Genomic DNA, 19,334 nt, shown 5'->3' on the forward strand with positions numbered 1-19,334 from the left:
TATGAAAGGTTGGCTGCGTCACGCCAAAGTGGCTTCGGCAATCGGGTTCCTGATCCTGATCGCTCTGATCTGGTTCCTGGGGCCGTGGTTGGGCCTGGAGTCGCTGGAAGCCCGTTTGGGCTGGATTATCGGCGTCATGTTGTTATGGGTGCTGACCCTGCTGGTGGGCCAGGTTTTGGCGCGCCGCGCCGGCGGTCTGGTGGAGCGCATGCTGCGCAAGCAGGCGGACGAGGCGGTGATCAACGCCAGCTCCGACAAGCGCGCCGAGGTCACCCTGCTGCGCCAGCGGCTGCTGGGCGCGATAGACACCTTGAAGAAATCCAAGCTGGGCAGCGCCAGCGGCAGCGCCGCCTTGTACGAGTTGCCTTGGTACATGATCATCGGCCACCCGGCGGCGGGTAAAAGCTCGGCCATTCTGCAGTCCGGCCTGACCTTTCCGTTCAGCGACAAGAGCGGCATTCAGGGCGTGGGCGGCACCCGCAACTGCGACTGGTTCTTCTCCACCGAAGGGGTGCTGCTGGACACCGCCGGCCGCTACGCCACCCAGAGTGAAGATAGGGTGGAGTGGTTGGAATTCCTCAAGCTGCTGAAAAAACACCGGGCCAAGGCGCCGGTCAACGGCATCTTGATCGCCATCAGCCTGCCGGAGTTGGCGCAACACCATAGCGAAGGCTTCACCCTGTACGCGCGTCAGATCCGCGAGCGCATTCACGAGGTGTGCAACACTTTCGGCCTCTTGGTGCCCATCTATCTGGTGTTCACCAAGCTGGACCTCTTGGGCGGCTTCGCCCAGTTCTTCCAGGATGCTAGCGACGAAGACCGCGCCAGGGTCTGGGGCGCGACGCTGAGCGCGGATCAGGGCACGGGCTTCGACGTGGCCAATGTGACCGGCCAGCAGTTCGAACTCTTGTATCGCGGCCTGGTGCAGGCCGGCGAGGAAAAACTGATCCAGTACCGCGGCGATCAGGTCAAGCCGGCCCATTTCGCCTTCCCCATCGAATTCCATGGCCTGAAAGAGGCGGTGGTCAAATTCGTCAAGCTGCTGCACGAAGAAGACCCTTACCACGCGCGGCCTTTGCTGCGCGGTTTCTATTTCACCAGCGCCCTGCAAGAGGGCGTGCCGCGCATCGTGGCCGCCAATCGCGTGCAAGGCCAGTTCGACCTGAGCCAGGGCGGCCAGGAGATGAAGCAGGCGCCGGCGTCTTACAGCTACTTCCTGCGCAATCTGTTCCGCGACGTGCTGTTCCAGGATCAACACCTGATCTCCCGGCAGACCAAGCCCAGCGGCAGCCGCTGGCGTCTGTTCGGCATGGCCGCAGGAGTGTTGTCGTTGGCCGCGCTGGCCAGCTTCTGGACCTGGTCCTTCATCGGCAACCAGCATTTGCTGGACGAGGTGAAGGCCGAGCGCGCGCAGGCGCAAAAGCTGGCCGCCAGCGGGCAGCTGTACGACAAGCTGCGTTCGCTGCAGATCCTGCAGAAGCGCCTTGAGGAATTGCAGTCCTACCGCAAGAACGGCGCGCCGTGGCAAGTGGGCCTGGGCCTGTACCAGGGCAAGGAGCTGGAGCCGCAACTGCGCCGCGAGTACTTCGCCGGCCTGAAGGAAGCGATGCTGCGCCCGGTGCAGCGCAATCTGGAAACCACGCTGGTGGCCCTGAAGCCGGAAGCGCCCGCTCCGACGCCCGCGCCCGCACCGGTAGTGAGCGAACCGCCCAAACCGGCCGCGCCCGCGCCCGCTCCGTTCAAGCCCAAGCCTAAAAAGCACGCGCCGCGCGGCGGCCTGCCCAATATCAACCTGAGCGCGCTGGATTGGCCGCAACGCGCCACCACCGCCAAGCTGGAAGCCTCCGCGGCGCAAGGCGAGGCCGCCGCTGCGCAACGCAATCCGCAGCAGCTGGACGCCAGCTACAACGCTTTGAAAACCTATCTGATGCTGCACGAGCAGAAGCGTATGGACGAAGCGCATCTGATCGACCAGTTGCCGCGCTACTGGCGGCCCTATCTGGAAAGCCAGCGCGGTCAGTATTCGGTCGAAGAAGTGATGGCGGTGGCCGAGAAGCTGGTGGCTTTCTACGTTAGCCAGATCAAGGAAGCGGACCTGCCGCTGATCGACAACAACGCCAAGGTGGTGGGCGAAGCGCGCGACGTGCTGCGCGGCTCCTTCAAGCGCCTGTCCGCCCAGGAGCGGGTGTTCAACGAAATCAAGGCCCGCGCCAACACTCGCTTCGCGCCGCTGACCGTGGCGCGGATTCTGGACAACCGCGACTTGGATGTAATGGCAGGCAGCCAGATGGTAGAGGGCGCCTACACTCGCGAAGCCTGGAACAGCTACGTTAAGGGCGCTATCGACGAAGCCAGCAAGGGCGAAATCCGCAGCGACGACTGGGTGCTGGCCTCGTCCACTCAGGACAATCTGGGCCGGGACGGCGACGTGGAGAAAAACCGCGCCGCGCTGGAAGCCCTGTACCGGGGCCAATACGCCGCCGCCTGGAAGAAATTCCTGATCGGCGTCACCACTCGCGACTTCACCAATCCGGCCCAGTCCGCCTCCGCGATGGCGCGGCTGTCCGACAAGCAAAGCTCGCCCATCAAGCTGGTGCTGGCGCGCGCGGCGATGGAAACCGCCTGGGACAACCCGTCGGAACTGAACCGCTCGCTGGAAAACGCCAAGCAGTCGATGCTGGAAAAAACCGCGGAATTCCTCAAGGGCGGCAGCTCGTCGGCCCAGGCGGACAAGACCAAGCTGTACGGCGAAGTGGGCCGTCAGTTCGCCGGCGTGGCGCAACTGGTCAAGGGCGACAACCCGCCGATCAACGCCTACCTGGATCAGCTGGCCAAGCTGAAAGCCAAGCTGGCGGCGATCTCCAGCACCGACGAACCCGGCCCGCAAGCCCGCGCCGCCTTGCAGGCGACCCTGGGCGGCTCCGGTTCGGAACTGGGCGACACCGCCTCCTTCGTAGACAACACCCTGCTGAGCCAGGTCACGCCGGAAACCGGCGAGATGGTGCGGCCGATGTTGGTGCGTCCGCTGACCCAGTCCTACAACGCTCTGTTGGGGCCGGTGGCCAACGACATCAACCAGGCCTGGGCCAACGAAGTGCTGCCGCAGTGGAAGCAACTGGCCGGCAAATATCCGTTCGCGGATTCCAGCAACAGCGCCTCGGTGGCGGAGATCAGCCGCTTTGTCAAAGCCAACGACGGCACGCTGGACAAATTCATCAACAAATACCTGAACGGCCTGGTGCAGAAGAAGGGCGATCAATTGGTGCCGCGCGCTTGGGGCAATATGGGGGTCAAGTTCAACCCGGCCTTCTTGTCCAGCGTCAGCAGCCTGTCCGCGCTGGCCAACGCCCAGTTACAAGATGGCGAAAACACCCGCTTCGAACTGCAGCCCACTCCGACGCCGGGCCTGTCCGAAATCGTGTTCGAGGTGGACGGTCAGGAACTGCGCTACCGCAACGGCCCGCAGGCCTGGCAGCCGTTCACCTGGCCGGGCAACGGCCAGAACGCCGGCGCCCGCATCCAGGTGGTGTCCTATAGCGGCGCCAGCAGCGTGGTGGGCAACCAGCCGGGACGCATGGGTCTGATGCGCTTGCTGTCCAGCGCCAAGGTCAGCCAGGACAGCCCGGACTCAGCCCAGCTCACTTGGAACCTGCGCAAGCCCGACGGCGAGGCGCAGACGGTGAAATTCAATTTCCGCATGGTTGGCGGCGTTAATCCGCTGCAACTGAACAAGCTTTACAAGCTGACCTTGCCTGAGCGCGTGACGCTATAAGGGAGACACAGTCATGGCGTTCAATTTCAAGCGGGCGCAGGAAACGCCTCCGCAATTCTGCATTTTCGGCAAGTTGCCGCGCCGCGGCGACTTCGTCCGCGTCAATGCCACCCACCCGGCGGCCACTCAGCTGGACCAGCTGCTGGCGCAAAGCCTGGGCGGGCTGGAGGCCGGTCCGGGCGCGGTGGAGCGCTACCGCGCGATGCCGGGCACCAGCTTTGTGCTGCGTAGCCACGACCAAATGTGGCTGTCGCTGGGCGTGATGCAGCCCAGCCGCGATGAAAGCGGCCGTAATTATCCCTTGGTGGCGGCCTCGCTGATGCCTTGCGACGGGCCTTTGCCGCCGCTGTCGGTGTTGATGCTGGCTAATGAGCTGTTCTTCTCCGGCTTGAAGGAGCAACTGAGCAGCGCCATCGACAACGCGGTGGAAATGCTGGCTTGCCGCCAGTTTCTGGAGGAGCAGTCCTTGTTCGGCATCTCCTCCGTGGCGGATCTGGACTTGGCGCAGCAACTGCTGGAGCGGCATCTGAGCGTGACGCCGGCTTCTCATCTGAGCCGGCTGTTGAGCAGCCGGGGCCTGCCGGATCTGGAAACGGTGCTTCTGGCCTTCACCTTCCACCACCAGCTGTTGCGCAAGTTCCAGGGCAGCCTGACGGCGCAGACCTATCTGCTGCCGCTGCCGGACAGCGATGGCGAAGACATGTTGGCCGCGGCCACTTGGTTGTCGCTGTACCAGGCGGCTACCGCCGGCCAGGCCGGCCAAGCGGAGCAATGTCTGCTGATTCACCGGCCGGAAGGGCGCTTCCTGGCCCTGCTGCCGGGCGACTTGAATGAGCAGATTGTCTCGCAGTGCTGGGGAGGGCAGCTGGATGCCCGCTTCATCGTCGACGTGGCTGAGCCGCAGGCGCCGTGGCGCAGCCATCAGGCCTACGCCGAAGCGGCTTACATCCTGGGGCGGAGGCTGAACGATCCGTCCATTTCGGTGGCGCAGTTGCGCGAAGTGGCGTCCAGCCTGTCGCGCAGCGTGGCCTGAGTAGTGACGTAACACCGGAACGGCCGGCGATATCCGCAGAGGCCGCTCCAATCAGAGCTTTGTGAACTTGAGAGAGAACCATCATGGCCAAAGAAAGCACACAGAAAAAACTGTCGCGGGTACGCCCGCCGCGCGTGCAGATCACTTACGACGTTGAAATCGGCGACGCCATCGAAACCAAGGAACTGCCCTTCGTGCTGGGCGTGCTGGGCGACTACTCCGGCCACAGCAAGGAGCCGTTGCCCAAGATGAAGGAACGGAAGTTCGTTCAGATCGACCGCGACAACTTCGACGAAGTGCTCAAGGGTATGGCGCCGCGCCTGGCCATCAAGGTGGACAACAAGCTGAAGGAAGACGGCAGCCAGCTGGCGATGGAGCTGAACTTCGAAGAACTGGCCGACTTTGAACCGCAGAAAGTGGTGGATCAGGTCGAGCCGTTGAAAAAGCTGCTGGATGCGCGCAAGCGCCTGGCCGACCTGCGCAACAAGATGGCGGGCAACGACAAGCTGGAAGAATTGCTGGACGAAGTAGTGCGCGATACCGAAAAGCTGAAGGCAATCAGCCAGGCCGCGCATCCGGACAAAGCGGGAGAGTGATAGATGAGCGCAGAACAACAACTTGAGGCCGTCGCGGCCGCAGCACCGGCGGCGGCCGGCAGCCTGCTCGACTCCATCATCGAGCAAAGCCGCGTCGCCACCAACGACAACGAAAAGGGCCACACCCGCGACCTGATCGGCGAACTGGTCGACCAGGTGCTGGAAGGCAGCGTCAGCGTATCGCGAGACCTGTCCGCCAGCATTGACGCGCGCATCGCCGAGATCGACGCGCTGATCTCCTCCCAGCTGAACGAGATCATGCACCACAACGACTTCCAGAAGCTGGAAGCTTCCTGGCGTGGTCTGAAGTACCTGGTGATGGAGTCCGAAACCAGCACCATGCTCAAGATCAAGGTGCTCAACGCCTCCAAGAAAGACCTGGTCAAGGACTTCAAGGCGGCGCCGGAATTCGACCAGAGCGCGCTGTTCAAGAAAATCTACGAAGAAGAATACGGCACCTTCGGCGGCGCGCCTTACGCCGGCCTGGTGGGCGATTACGAATTTACCCGCCACCCGGAAGACTTCTACCTGCTGGACGAACTGTCCCACGTAGCCGCCTCCGCGCACGCGCCGCTGATCACCGCGGCCTCTTCCGGCCTGTTTGGCCTGGAAAGCTTCACCGATGTGGGCAAGCCGCGCGATCTGGCCAAGATCTTCGACACCGTCGAATACGCCAAGTGGAAATCCTTCCGCGAGTCGGAAGACTCCCGTTACGTCGGCCTGGTGTTGCCGCACGTGCTGGGGCGCCTGCCTTACGGCCGCGACAACGTGCCGGTGGAGGAATTCGACTTTGAAGAAAACGTGGACGGCAGCACTCACGAAAAATACCTGTGGACCAACGCCTCTTACGCCTATGCCGCGCGTCTGACCTCCGCCTTCGCCCAATACGGCTGGCTGGCGGCCATCCGCGGCGTGGAAGGCGGCGGCTTGGTGGAAGGCCTGCCGGCCCACACCTTCAAGACCGACGACGGCGAAGTGGCGCTCAAGTGCCCCACCGAAGTGGCGATCACCGACCGCACCGAAAAACTGCTGTCCGACTTGGGCTTCATCTCGCTGGTGCACTGCAAGAACACCGACTACGCGGCCTTCTTTGGCGGCCAATCGGTGCAGAAGGCCAAGACTTACAACACGGACTCGGCCAACGCCAACGCGCGCCTGTCCACCCAACTGCCCTACATCTTCGCGGTATCGCGCATCGCGCATTACATGAAATCCATCATGCGCGACAAGATCGGCAGCTTCGCCTCGCGCCAGAACGTGCAGGACTTCCTGAATACTTGGCTGGCGCAATATGTGCTGCTGGACGACTCCGCCAGCCAGGAAGCCAAAGCCAAGTATCCGCTGCGCGAAGCGCGCGTCGACGTGGTGGAAGTGCCGGGCAAACCCGGCGTCTATCGCGCCGCCGCCTTCCTGCGGCCGCATTTCCAGCTGGATGAACTGACTATTTCCCTGCGTTTGGTGGCGGAACTGCCGCAACCGGCGGGTTAAGGCTGGAGAGTCCGCGCGCGTCCGCCGGGTTTAGGCGCGGCGGCGGGCGCGGGCGTCTTTTGGAATGGGGGGCTTAGCCTCCAATTTTTGACCTTTGTTTAAGGAGAAGTAAATGGCTTTTGATGCATTCCTGAAAATTGACGGTATTCCTGGCGAAAGCAGCGACGACAAGCACAAAGACTGGATCGAGATCCAATCCTTTGCTCACAAACTGGAACAGCCGGCCCAGGCTACCGCCAGCTCCGCCGGCGGCGCCACCGCCGAGCGCGTGAACCACGCCGCTTACGAAATCACCCACTTCCTGGACAAAGCCAGCCCGAAGATCTACGAAGCCTGCTGCAAGGGCCAGCACATCAAGGAAATCACCATCGAACTGTGCCGTGCCGGTGGCGACAAGGTGAAGTACATGGAGATCAAGATGGAGCAAGTCCTGATCGCCAAGGTTGAGCCGCATGGTTCCGCTAACGACAACGGCTTCCCCAGCGAAAAAGTGAGCTTCACTTACGGCAAGATCAAGTGGACCTACACCCAGCAGAAACGCGCTGACGGCGCTGGCGGCGGTAACGTCAGCTCCGGTTGGGACCTGACCGCTAACAAAGCGATCGCCTAATTTCCTAGCGGTGCTGGAAAGCTGACCCGCCCGTCGTTCGGGCGGGTTTTAGGCATCCGGGAAACTGCCGCGCGCCGGCCCGGCGCAGCGGTTTCCCGGCTGCTCTTTGCCATGTTTAAAGTCAATCCGGGAAGTAATGCTATGAAACGTTTGCTGATGGTCGCCGCGCTCGCCTTGTCGCTGGTGGGCTGCAAGACCAATCCTAACGCTCAACAAGCCTCGAAAGACCCCGCCGTGATCAAGGCGGCGGAAGAAAAGGCCGCGCTGGACAAGGCCGTGGCCGCCAATATGGCCATAGACCCCAACCTGATCCCGTTTGAAAAAATGAGCCCGAAATTGTCCCCGGTGGGCGAGGCTCAATTGCAACTGCTGCTGCCCAAGCTCAAGACCGCCAAATCCATTCTGGTGCGCGGCCATTGCTACCGCGGCGACATCGGCAACGCTCGCGCCGCCGCGCAAACCCGCGCTATCGCCGTCAAGCAGTTCCTGACCGATGCCGGCGTGCCGGCCAATAAAATCACCGTGCGTTACGACACCGAGCGTCAGTTGCACGCGGTGCGTTTGATCGCCAACTGAATCTCGGCGCCGGGCCGCCATGCGTAAGCGGGCGGCCGGGCGTTTTCGGGTGCTTAAGCAAACCCGGCGCTACCGCGCAGGGTTTGCTTAAGGACTCGCCAATTGCGCAGTCGATTTGAATCGGGTTAACGCCATGGACCTCAGCACCCTGCTCGCCAGCTTCGCCTCCGCCTTCAACCAAGACCAACGCCTGCTCACCCTCAGCCTGGGCGACGGCAGCGTGGCGGCCGAGCAACTGCTGCCCCTGAGCCTGGCCGGCGAGGAAGGCGTGTCCCGGCCCTACGCCTACCAGCTCACCTGTCTGTCCCCGGACGGGGCCATCGAACTCAAGACCCTGCTCGGCCTGCCGGCCCGCATCGGCATCCTCGACGCCGCTGGCGCCGAGTCCTTGCGTTGTGGCGTGGTGTCCAAAGTGGAGAGCCTGGGCTCGGACGGCGGTTTCAGCCGTTATCAGCTCACCATCGAGCCGCCGTTCGCGCTGCTGCGTCATCGCGTCAGCTCGCGGGTGTTCCAGGACCTGTCGGTGCCGGACATCGTCAAACAGATCCTGGCCGAGCATCAGCAGGCCAACCCGGTGTTCGCCCGGGTGCAGACGCTGGAATTCAAGACCGGCGCGGCGTCCCCGCGCAGCTACTGTCTGCAATACCGTGAATCCGATTACGACTTCATCGTGCGGCTGCTGCACGAAGAGGGCTATGCCTGGCGTTTCGATCACCTCGACGGTGACACTCCCCAGGTGCAACTGGTCGCCTTCGACGACCCCTACAGCCTGCCGCCGGCCAGTGTGGAACGGGTGCGTTTCCACCGCAGCGACGCCACCGAGGCCGAAGACGGCCTGACCGAGTGGAACGCCCAGCGCCAGATCGTCCCCGGCGCGGTGGCGCTGGCCAGCTTCGACTACCAACCTGTTAGCACCCAGCACAGCGGCGACGACAGCCGCATTGATCAAGGCCAGAACGGCAAGGCGCTGCAGTCTTCTTTACACGACTACGACCCGCAATCGCTGTACTACGCCGGCGACGCCGACCAGCTCAGCCACTACGCCCAGTTGCGCCAGCAAGCGCATGACCTCAAGGCCAAGCAATTCAGTGGCGGCGGCTCTGTGCGCGGTCTGGCCGCCGGCCAGTGGTTTCGCCTGGACGACCACCCGGCCCACGACGGCGACAGCAGCGAGCAGCGCGAATTCGTCGTCACCCGTCAAACTCTGAGCGCGCGCAACAACCTGCCGGCGGACCTGAAGGCGCTGGCGGGTGAGAAAGACGCCCAACCCTTCCGCGCCGAGTTCGACGCCCAGCGCCGCGGTGTGCCGCTGACCCCGGCCTACGCCCACACCGAGCTGGCCAAGCCCAAATCCCGCGGCGTGCAGACCGCCACCGTGGTCGGCCCCCAGGGCGAAGAGGTGCACACCGACCAGCACGGCCGCATCAAAGTGCAATTCCACTGGCAACGGCCGGACGAACACCCGAGCATCGGCGCCAACCTGGACGACAAATCCTCCTGCTGGCTGCGCGTGGTCATGCCCAGCGCCGGCGCCGGCTGGGGTCACCAATTCATCCCGCGCATCGGCCAGGAAGTGCTGGTCGACTTTATCGAAGGCGACATCGATCGCCCGGTGATCACCGGCGTGCTCTACAACGGCAGCCACCCGCCGCCGGACTTCAGCGGCGCGGGCGCGCTACCTGCCAACAAGACGCTGTCCGGCATCAAATCCAAGGAACACCAGGGCGGCCAGTACAACGAACTCTTGTTTGACGACACCCCCGGCGAAGTCAGAGCCAAACTCAGCTCCGAACCCGGCAAGACCCAGCTCAACCAAGGCTTCCTCACCCACCCGCGCAGCAACGGCAAGGCCGAGCCGCGCGGCGACGGCTTTGAACTACGCACCGACAATCACGGCGCCATCCGCGCCGGCCACGGCCTGCTGCTGAGCACCGAAGCGCAGAACGGCGCGTCCGGCAAACAGCTGGCGCGCGAACAGGCGCAAAGCCAGTTGGACGCGGCCCTGGCCCTGAGCCAAAGCCTGGCCGACACCGCCACTGGCCAGCAGGCGGACACCATGGAAACCGGGCCGGAAGAAATCGGCGCGGACAACGCCAAAGCCGCCAAGAAAACCGAAGGCCACCTGCAACACCAGGCCGCCGCCTTGAAAGCCTGGGAAGCCGGCTCCAACACCGACAAGGACGGCAAGACGGCAAAAGACCAAGCCGGCCAACAACCGCTGATCGTGCTGTCCGCGCCCGCCGGCATCGCCAGCCTGAGCCAGCAAAGCCAGACCGTGGCGGCAGGCACCAATCTGGACCTGGTGGCGCAGCGCGACACCAACCAGACCAGCGGCCGACGCTGGCTGCACAATGTGGGCCAGCACATCAGCCTGTTCGTCACCGGGGTCAAGGACCAGATCGCACTGAAGCTGATCGCGGCCAAGGGCAAGATCCAGGTGCAGGCGCAGAGCGACAGCATTGAAGTTACCGGCGACCAGGACGTCAAGATCACCGCCATCAAGGGCCAGCAGCTGTGGAACGGCAAGAAGGAGATTCTGCTGACCAGCGGCGGCGCTTATGTGCGGATCAAGGACGGCAAGATTGAGTTGCACGCGCCCGGCACCGTCAGCTTCAAGGGCGGAAGCCACGATTGGAGCGGGCCGGCCAGCACCAGCCTGCCCACGCCTTCGTTCAAGCCGCCGCAACCCTGCAACTATCAGGCCGCGGACGCCGCCCACGCCGGCGCGGCGAGCGCGCCGTATCCGGATTGAGCGTTGCGGCCAGGATGAGAGATTAGACATATGCAGGCTTTGCATGAAATTTTGCAGGCGGATGCGCCGGAAGGCTGGTATCTGCTGTTGGACCGGACTCTGGGCGACCCGCTGGCGTCGGAGCAGTTGGCGGCCTGTTTTCCGGAGCCCGCGGTCACGGTGTTGAACGACGCGTTTTTTGCCCATGCGCCGGAACAGGCGCCGCTGCTGATAGACCTGGCGCAAACCGTGGACTTTGGACCGGAGGAGCGCCAGGCCTGGCTAAGTCGGGGGACCGACGACATCGGCGACTCGCTGCGCAAGGGCGGCGCCGTCATGGTCAGCGCTTGGCTTCGGTCCGCGCAGCCGGCGGAGCAGGTGGCTAGGCATTTGAAGCGCCTGTTCGCCCAGCCGCATCCCGATGGACGGCAACATCATCTGCGTTACTACGACCCCAGGATTACGAGCCTGTTGGACCAGAGCCTGAGCGGCGAGGACAAGAATCAGTTGCTGGGGCCTATCGATCATTGGTGCTATCCGGCCCATCCGGCCGCGTATCGGCATATGGCGATAGACGAAGCCAAGGGCCGCGCCAGCGCGGTGTCGCTGCGCGCCGAGCACTGGGCGCGGCTGGACTGGGCCGCGCATTACCACAAGCTGCTGCGCACGGTGGCGGGCTTGAGCGAACTCCATCCCGACACGGTGGCGGCGCAGTGGCCGGACTTTCCGCTGGCCTTGCAGTGGCTGCGAGAAGCGGCGGCCTTGCCCTGGGTGGACACTGAGGATGAGGCCGCGGGCTGCGTCGCGCTGTGGTGGCTGCTGGGGCGGGATTGCGAGGAGCGCTACCCGAACGTGGCGGCGGAGTTGGAGCAGTACCGGCAGGACAGAGCCCCGACCTTGACGGAGTGGCTGCTGTTCGCCGGCGCGGAGTTTTGGAACAAGCCAAGTCAGCCGCCGTTGGCGTGATGACGGCGGCCAATATCGTCGGAGTAAAGCCTGAGGCAAGTTGGCGCAAAGCAGCGTCGGAAAACCTGGAATCAATCAAGTGAGCACTAAAACCCCCTGCGGTAACAAATTTTGCGGCAAGACCGGGCTGATGCTGCTGCCGCTGCGCTATGCGGTGGCGGCGAGCGAGGAGGGGCACGCCGAGTTTCCGGAACTCAGCGGCACCCTGGGCCAGGGCGTGGCGGACAAGAAGCTGCGCACCGCCGCCTACACCGTCCGCATGCTGCGCCAAGGTTATCTGTACGTGATGACCAAGCGTTCGGGCAAACTCAAATGGGAGAGCGCCTGGGCGGTCAATCACCAGGGCTACATCGCCAGAATCGCCTTGGGCGACGCGGTGCAGCCCCCGCCGTTCACCTGCACCACCAAGGGCGACGACATCAACGCCTCGATGATCTCCATCGAGAAAGCGCAGGATGTCAGCGAATTCCGCGTGCTGTTCCTGCCGGACCCGCTGTCCAAGGCCGCGCTGAGCAAGATCGAATCCGACAGCAAGCTGCATAACAAGCTGCAAAAATTCCAGGCCAAGGCCGTGACGCAGCCGCATGCGCTGCAGCCGGGCGACCTGCGCTCCAAGGTGGTGGAATTCCGCTCCATCGAAGGCGGCGAGCGCAAGCTGGCCCCGCGCTTCAACAACCACATGCACCCCTTCTTCGGCGCGGAAGCCAAGCTGGTCAAGAATGAGCCTTACCCCTATACCGGGCGGCTGAAAAACCTGGGCGTGGAACTGCTCAATAAAAAGGGCATGGCCATCGTCTTGCACGACCCGCTGGGTCTGGCCCAGGAACTGAACAGCTGGCGCAATCTGTCCATCGCCCGGCTCTGCACGGTGATGGCGGCGGAGAGCACCGTGTTCGCCAATTACAAGAACGAGCAACTGATGGCCATCATCCGCTCGGTCAACGCTGCGGAGGAGCAGGTGCGCAACGGCGCCATCAGTCGGCGCGAACCCAAACTGGGGGTGGCCCTGGATGACTTGGCCAAGGAGGCGAAAAACAACCCAAAGTTCCGGGCTCCAGATTTGAGAGGCATCCCGTATGACAGTATCTACAAGAACCGGGAAGAGTACGAAAGCAAAAAGCAGGAATGGCGGCGCAAGTACGCCAAGGGTATAGGGGATGGTGCTTGGGAGAAATATGGCAAGCGTTTGTGGCCCAAGTCGTCCTACAACGCGGTGCTCAAGAGCTTCGAGGCGCTGGGCGACGTTTGCGACCAGAAAAACCAGGAGCGGGCGCAAGACTTGATGCAGTGGCTGAACGCGCCGCTATTGCACGACACCCTGGGGTTTTACGATGACCAGCACTTTGAGAGCGGCGTCGCTTTCGCCGGGCAGGTCGGTTTTTGCGTGCACGGCCTCAATAGCTGCGACATTGGTCAGGAATGGCTGATCAAGCAGGTCGAGCAAAAAGACCTGAAGCCCAGCGCGATGGTGTTCAAAGCCGCAATGCTGAACTATAAGACCGCGACCGAGGCCTATGTGGCGAAAGGCGGGCTCAGCGACGCGCTGTCCCCGTATGAAAAAATACAGGAGGCCGGCAAGGGCATCAGCGATGTCTGGTCCAAGGTCAAGGACCTGGCCGAGAAGCTGGAAACCGTCGCCCATGTCAGCGGCGTCAGCACCGCCCACCTGGGCGGCGTCAACCTGCTGCTGTTGCAACTGGGCCACGCCGGGCTGGCGCGGATGCCGGGCGGCAAGCTGCTGGACAAGCAGGTGCTGCGCGCCGGCGTGGTCCACCGGCTGCTGTCGCTGTCGCTGGGCAAGATCATGAACAAGGATCTGGCGGCGGCCTACCCCAATCCCAACGCCTTCGATGCCAAGAGCGTGGCGGCGGCCAAGGCCCAGCGCAATCAGATCAATAAGCTGCTGACCGCGGCCAGCAAATCCAACAGCATGAACGGCCTGCGTTTCGGCTCGGTGGTGGCGATGCTGGAAATGATGAATGTGATGATGAAGGCCGGCAAGCTGGGGGAAAAGCCGGCGCAGCGCGAGGCCTGGGAGCTGACTGCGGCCGCCTTGGGCCTGGGCGCGGTGATGCTGGAGCTGACCGGCAGCGTCTGCGAGAAGATAGGCGAGAGCCGCAACCCGGCGCTGATCAGCGGTAGCAAGGTGGGCGTCGGCGCCTTGAAGCTGGCTTCCGGCGGCTTGGGTACGGTGGCGGGTGTAATTGGTGCGATTGTAGACTTTGATAATGCTAACGATGCAAAGTCCAAAAATATTAATTTGGCAACCGTGTATTTCCTTAGAGGTATTGTCTCCACTTCTGGAGCCGTGGTTGGTGTCGGAATTGCCTTAGGAGCCTCTGGGCCATTTTTGGAGTGGTTGCTCAAACGTGCAACAAGTGATTTTGGTCGGACTTTATTGCAAGGGATGCTTAATGTCAGCAAATTTGCGGCAGGGGAGCGTATTGCCTTATTGCTACTGCGTGGCGCACGTTTATTCACTGTGGTAGGCATAGGTTTGACTGTGGCGATCTGGTTGTTTAGCGATAATGCGTTGGAAAGCTGGTGTGACAAATCCTGCCTGCGCAAGGATAGAAAGGCCGCGGGTTTTGGTAGCGCGGTGGAAGAGGGTGCGGCTTTGGATGCTGCCGTCTTGGAGGTAAAGTGAGATGTATCTGATGGAATGGATGGTGGTCTTGGACCACAAGCGCTACAAACCTGGATCGATATGGGATGAGCAACAAAAGAAGAATGCCGAGCGTGAAAAAAAACATGAGAAAAAACTGTTCGCTCAAGGCCTAGGGCATTTGCGGACGGCGAAAGAGTCGGATATCCATGAAAGCCGTTCAGAGGTGGTGGATGACAATGGATCTATCTACCGTAAGACAAAGGCTTACTTGGATGTTTGTACTTACAACGATGATAAACGAGGTTTGATCACTTTACTTATGGGAGTAGTTTGTCTTTATCTTATAGGTGGAGTTGATTTTTTGGTTTTTATTTTGCGGCAAGCTGTAACAGGACTTGATGAGAGTGGAGAGGTCGTTTCTCTCTCTAGTTTGATTTTTCCTTTGGTAGCATTTAGTGTCGTTGTTCCATTGTTGTATTTTGTTTTTTTTCGTTATTTAATAAAGGCTTGGCGTTTAGAGGCTTTTACTGTGCGCCGATTGATGGTGCGATTCAATAGAGAAACGCGCAAAGTCTATTTGTTGCGACCTGGTTTTTTGGGCGGGGTCAAAGCTTATGACTGGGAGGAAGTTGACGCCATTTTGCCAAAAAATATGCCGAATCATGAGGGTATAGGCGGCATGCTGGTATTGGCGGTTAAGACGGAAGAAAACGAAAATCCTTATCGGGATTTTGGCGTGGATGGCGCCTTCCTGGGCTTGCCGAGCCGGGACTACCAGCATTTGCTGTCGTTCTGGGAATATATTCGCCGCTTCATGGAGGACGGCGCGGACGCGGTGCCGGCGCCGAAGCGGCTGCGCAGCAAGTGGCCCAACCCCTTGACCAGCATGTGGACGGTGTCGCGGCTGAGCCTGCCGGGCGGTTTCGATCTGGGGCGCAGCTTTTTGTGGCTACGCCTGGCGTTGACGCCGGTGTTCGTGATCTGGGGCCTGGGCCATTACGCCTCGCTGCTGTTGAGCTACGAGGGCCGCTTCCCCAAGGCGATTCGAGAGGCCAGCGGGGAGTCGGAGCTGCGTTCCTGGCTGGAGTTGCTGGCTTACAACCTGCTGCCGCTGCTGTATACCGCTGCGGGCCTGTGGCTGTACTACGCGTGGCGGCATGGTCTGGATTGGCGTTTGCCTTTGCAGTACTTGGGCGTTTAAATCGTCGACCCCTTTGAGATAGCCTGTGATACTCCGCAATGGGCAAGCCATGAGCTTGTAATGTGTGTCTCAAGCAGGAGGGCGAAGGCTGTGTATTTATTAGAATGGATGGTAGTGCTGGACCACAAGCGCTATAAACCTGGTTCAATATGGGATGAGCAGCAAAAGAAAAATGCCGAGAGTGAGAAAAAACACGAGAAAAAGCTGTTCTCCCAAGGCCTGGGGCATTTGCTGACTACGAAGGAGTCGGATATTCGTGAAAGTCGTTCAGAGGTGGTGGATGACAATTGCTCTATCTACCGAAAAACGAGTGCCTATTTGGATGTCTGTACTTACAATGATGATAAGAGAGGCTTACTGACCCTTCTGTTTAGCGTGATTTGCTATGGATTATATACCTGTACTTATATTTTAGGTTTTCTCATTTTTCAGCTAATAACTGGTAAAGATAGTTTTGGGTTCGACTTTGAGCCAGATTTGGATTTTTGGATTGGTTTTGTAGGGTTTGCAGTTATCACTCCTGTAGTTTGGGGCTGTTTCTTTCGTTATTTGCTAAAGGCTTGGCGTTTAGAAGCCTTTACCAAACGTCGATTGGTGGTCCGTTTCAATAGGGTGACGCGCAAAGTCTATTTGTTGCGGCCTGGTTTTTTGGGCGGGGTTAAGGCTTATGACTGGGAGGAAGTCGATGCCATTTTGCCCAAAAATATACCGAATCATGAGGGCATAGGCGGCATGCTGGTATTGGCGGTTAAGACGGAAGAAAACGAAAATCCTTATCGGGATTTTGGAGTGGACGGCGTCTTCCTCGGCTTGCCAAGCCGGGACTACCAGCATCTGCTGTCGTTCTGGGAATATATCCGCCGCTTCATGGAGGACGGCGCGGACGCGGTGCCGGCGCCGAAGCGGCTGCGCAGCAAGTGGCCGAATCCCTTGAGCAGCATGTGGACGGTGTCGCGGCTGAGCCTGCCGGGCGGTTTCGATCTGGGTCGCAGCTTCTTGTGGTTGCGCCTGGCGTTGACGCCGGTGTTCGTGATTTGGGGCCTGGGCCATTACGCCTCGCTGCTGTTGAGCTACGAGGGCCGCTTCCCCAAGGCGATCCGGCAAGCGAGCGGGGAATCGGAACTGCGTTCCTGGCTGGAACTGCTGGCTTACAACCTGCTGCCGCTGCTGTATACCGCCGTGGGCTTGTGGCTGTACTACGCCTGGCGACACGGTCTGGACTGGCGTTTGCCCCTGTCTTATTTGGGGCTATAGGCAAAGCCGGATGATGATGGCGATTTGAAAACAGGAAGAGAGGCTTATGTACTTTTTGGAATGGTCGCTGGCGATGGGGCGGCGCAAGCATAAGCCTGGATCCTGGTTTGATGAAATTCAAAAAGATATTGTCGAAGACAATAAAAAAGATGCAAAAAAAATGCTGGCACGGGGCGTGCATTATGATCCAGATGCCCGTGAGGTTGATGTAAAAGAGAGTAGGTCTGAGCAGCTAAGTGATAATGAATCTATTTATCAGAAAACTGATAACTACTTGGATGTTTGTACTTACAATGATGATAAAAGAGGGTTGCTGACTCTGGTTTTCTCAACATTTTGTTATGCAATATTTCTCCTTGTGGATTTGTTTGTTCTGATGTTATCAGAGCTGATTGAAGGCAAAGATAGCTCCGGAGATGTGCTTTACTTAGATGGTGGCTACTGGTTTGCTTTTTTAGGCACAGTTATCGTTACTCCTTTGATTTGTTACTTTTTTTTACGATATTTGGCGCGTGTTTGGCATTTGGAAGCCTTTACTATGCGCCGATTGGTTGTACGCTTCAATCGGGTGACGCGCAAAGTCTATTTATTGCGGCCTGGCTTTTTGGGCGGCGTCAAAGCCTACGACTGGGACATGATCGATGTTGGCCTGCCCAAGGACATGCCGAATCATCAGGGCATAGGCGGCATGCTGGTGCTGGCGGCGCGGGCGGAGTCTACCGACAACCCGCACAGCCCACTGGGTGTGGATGGCGCTTTTATTGGTTTGCCGAGCCGGGACTATCAGCATTTGCTGTCGTTTTGGGAATATATCCGCCGCTTCATGGAGGACGGCGCGGACGCGGCGCCGGCGCCGAAGCGGCTGCGCAGCAAGTGGCCGAATCCCTTGAGCAGCATGTGGACGGTGTCGCGGCTGAGCCTGCCGGGCGGTTTCGATCTGGGGCGCAGCTTCTTGTGGTTGCGCCTGGCGCTGACGCCGGTCTTCGTGATTTGGGGCCTGGGTCACTACGCCTCGCTGCTGTTGAGCTACGAGGGCCGCTTCCCCAAGGCGATCCGGCAAGCGAGCGGGGAGTCGGAACTGCGTTCCTGGCTGGAGTTGCTGGCTTACAACCTGCTGCCGCTGCTGTATACCGCCGTGGGCTTGTGGCTGTACTACGCCTGGCGGCATGGCCTGGACTGGCGTTTGCCCTTGCAGTATATGGGCGTTTAAATCATCGTCCCCTTTAGATTCGATTGTTGCACTCCGCAATGGGCAAGCCGTGAGCTAGTAATGTGTGTCTTAAGCATGAGGCGAGGGCTGTGTACTTATTAGAGTGGATGGTAGTGCTGGACCACAAGCGCTACAAGCCTGGTTCGATATGGGATGAGCAGCAAAAGAAAAATGCCGAGCATGAGAAAAAGCATGAGAAAAAGCTTTTCGCTCAAGGCTTAGGGCATTTGCTGACTACGAAAGAGTCGGATATCCATGAAAGCCGTTCCGAAGAGGTGGATGATAATGGAGGGATCTACCGAAAGACAAGTACCTATCTGGATGTGTGTACTTATAATGATGATAAGAGAGGGTTGCTTACTTTAATATTGGGTGTTTTGTCATATGGGGTTGTTCCTTGGGGTGTTTTTATTGTGTTTGCAACTTATGTAATGTTGTCGACAGGGCTGCAAGTTAGCGGGGATTCTATTGACTTGGAGGCGATATTGGTTGCGGGGCTTAGCTATGTTTTTCTGGCCGGTGTAGCCTATGTGTTTTGCCGTTTTTTATTTAAAATATGGCATTTAGAAGCATTTACTATGCGTCGCTTAGTAGTACGCTTCAATCGAGAAACGCGAAAAGTGTATTTGTTGCGGCCTGGATTTTTGGGAGGGGTCAAGAGCTATGATTGGGAAGCCATCGATGCCATTTTGCCAAAAGACATACCGAATCATGAAGGCATAGGCGGCATGCTGGTATTGGCGGTTAAGACCGAAGAAAACGAAAATCCTTATCGGGATTTTGGCGTGGACGGCGCCTTCCTCGGTTTGCCGAGCCGGGACTACCAGCATTTGCTGTCGTTCTGGGAATATATCCGCCGCTTCATGGAGGACGGCGCGGACGCGGTGCCGGCGCCGAAGCGGCTGCGCAGCAAGTGGCCCAACCCCTTGAGCAGCATGTGGACGGTGTCGCGGCTGAGCCTGCCGGGCGGTTTCGATCTGGGTCGCAGCTTTTTGTGGCTGCGCCTGGCGTTGACGCCGGTGTTCGTGATCTGGGGCCTGGGCCATTACGCCTCGCTGCTGTTGAGCTACGAGGGCCGCTTCCCCAAGGCGATCCGGCAAGCGAGCGGGGAATCGGAACTGCGTTCCTGGTTGGAACTGCTGGCTTACAACCTGCTGCCGCTGCTGTATACCGCCGTGGGCTTGTGGCTGTACTACGCCTGGCGACACGGTTTGGACTGGCGTTTGCCTTTGCAGTACTTGGGCGTTTAAGTGGTTGGCCCTTTAAGGCTGTGGCGCTCAGTAATGGGC

The 19,334-nt window shown here is 60.1% G+C and carries 13 protein-coding genes; all 13 read left to right on the plus strand.

Annotated elements, in window-relative coordinates; genetic code table 11:
- Window position 1: 1 nt before the first annotated feature.
- The 13 genes from tssM (at window position 2) to B0T39_RS16820 (ending at window position 19,295) form a co-directional block, all read left to right on the plus strand.
- Window positions 2-3,772 carry a type VI secretion system membrane subunit TssM gene (gene tssM / locus B0T39_RS16760; RefSeq protein WP_081548573.1) on the plus strand — a complete coding sequence of 1,257 codons (3,771 nt, stop codon included), beginning with the start codon at window positions 2-4 and terminating at the stop codon, window positions 3,770-3,772.
- A 13-nt stretch (window positions 3,773-3,785) separates the two neighbouring features.
- Window positions 3,786-4,805, plus strand: coding sequence for a type VI secretion system-associated protein TagF (gene tagF, locus B0T39_RS16765; RefSeq protein ID WP_081548575.1), 1,020 nt, complete (start codon window positions 3,786-3,788; stop codon window positions 4,803-4,805).
- An 83-nt stretch (window positions 4,806-4,888) separates the two neighbouring features.
- Window positions 4,889-5,401, plus strand: coding sequence for a type VI secretion system contractile sheath small subunit (gene tssB, locus B0T39_RS16770; protein ID WP_081548577.1), 513 nt, complete (start codon window positions 4,889-4,891; stop codon window positions 5,399-5,401).
- A gap of 3 nt (window positions 5,402-5,404) precedes the next feature.
- A complete protein-coding gene (tssC, locus tag B0T39_RS16775) occupies window positions 5,405-6,889 on the plus strand; it encodes a type VI secretion system contractile sheath large subunit (RefSeq protein ID WP_043640828.1) in 1,485 nt (494 codons plus the stop codon).
- A 112-nt stretch (window positions 6,890-7,001) separates the two neighbouring features.
- Window positions 7,002-7,499 carry an Hcp family type VI secretion system effector gene (locus tag B0T39_RS16780; protein ID WP_043640831.1) on the plus strand — a complete coding sequence of 166 codons (498 nt, stop codon included), beginning with the start codon at window positions 7,002-7,004 and terminating at the stop codon, window positions 7,497-7,499.
- A gap of 141 nt (window positions 7,500-7,640) precedes the next feature.
- The gene (locus B0T39_RS16785) at window positions 7,641-8,075 is read left to right on the plus strand and encodes an OmpA family protein (RefSeq protein WP_052370795.1); all 435 of its coding nucleotides are present in this window, start codon (window positions 7,641-7,643) and stop codon (window positions 8,073-8,075) included.
- Between the two features lie 133 nt (window positions 8,076-8,208).
- A complete protein-coding gene (locus tag B0T39_RS16790; RefSeq protein ID WP_081548581.1) occupies window positions 8,209-10,827 on the plus strand; it encodes a type VI secretion system Vgr family protein in 2,619 nt (872 codons plus the stop codon).
- A 30-nt stretch (window positions 10,828-10,857) separates the two neighbouring features.
- On the plus strand, window positions 10,858-11,772 hold the full coding sequence (locus B0T39_RS16795; RefSeq protein ID WP_081548583.1) for a DUF4123 domain-containing protein: 915 nt from the start codon (window positions 10,858-10,860) through the stop codon (window positions 11,770-11,772).
- Window positions 11,773-11,851: 79 nt separating this feature from the next.
- The gene (locus B0T39_RS16800) at window positions 11,852-14,419 is read left to right on the plus strand and encodes a T6SS effector BTH_I2691 family protein (protein WP_048415592.1); all 2,568 of its coding nucleotides are present in this window, start codon (window positions 11,852-11,854) and stop codon (window positions 14,417-14,419) included.
- A 1-nt stretch (window position 14,420) separates the two neighbouring features.
- A complete protein-coding gene (locus B0T39_RS16805) occupies window positions 14,421-15,581 on the plus strand; it encodes a DUF6708 domain-containing protein (protein WP_081548585.1) in 1,161 nt (386 codons plus the stop codon).
- A 90-nt stretch (window positions 15,582-15,671) separates the two neighbouring features.
- Window positions 15,672-16,835 (plus strand): DUF6708 domain-containing protein, encoded by a 1,164-nt coding sequence (locus B0T39_RS16810; RefSeq protein ID WP_081548587.1) that lies wholly within the window; start codon window positions 15,672-15,674, stop codon window positions 16,833-16,835.
- A gap of 46 nt (window positions 16,836-16,881) precedes the next feature.
- A complete protein-coding gene (locus B0T39_RS16815) occupies window positions 16,882-18,045 on the plus strand; it encodes a DUF6708 domain-containing protein (RefSeq protein WP_081548589.1) in 1,164 nt (387 codons plus the stop codon).
- Window positions 18,046-18,158: 113 nt separating this feature from the next.
- The gene (locus B0T39_RS16820) at window positions 18,159-19,295 is read left to right on the plus strand and encodes a DUF6708 domain-containing protein (protein ID WP_439896895.1); all 1,137 of its coding nucleotides are present in this window, start codon (window positions 18,159-18,161) and stop codon (window positions 19,293-19,295) included.
- Window positions 19,296-19,334: the final 39 nt, after the last annotated feature.

This window comes from Chromobacterium haemolyticum (assembly GCF_002081825.1).
Lineage (GTDB): Bacteria > Pseudomonadota > Gammaproteobacteria > Burkholderiales > Chromobacteriaceae > Chromobacterium > Chromobacterium fluminis.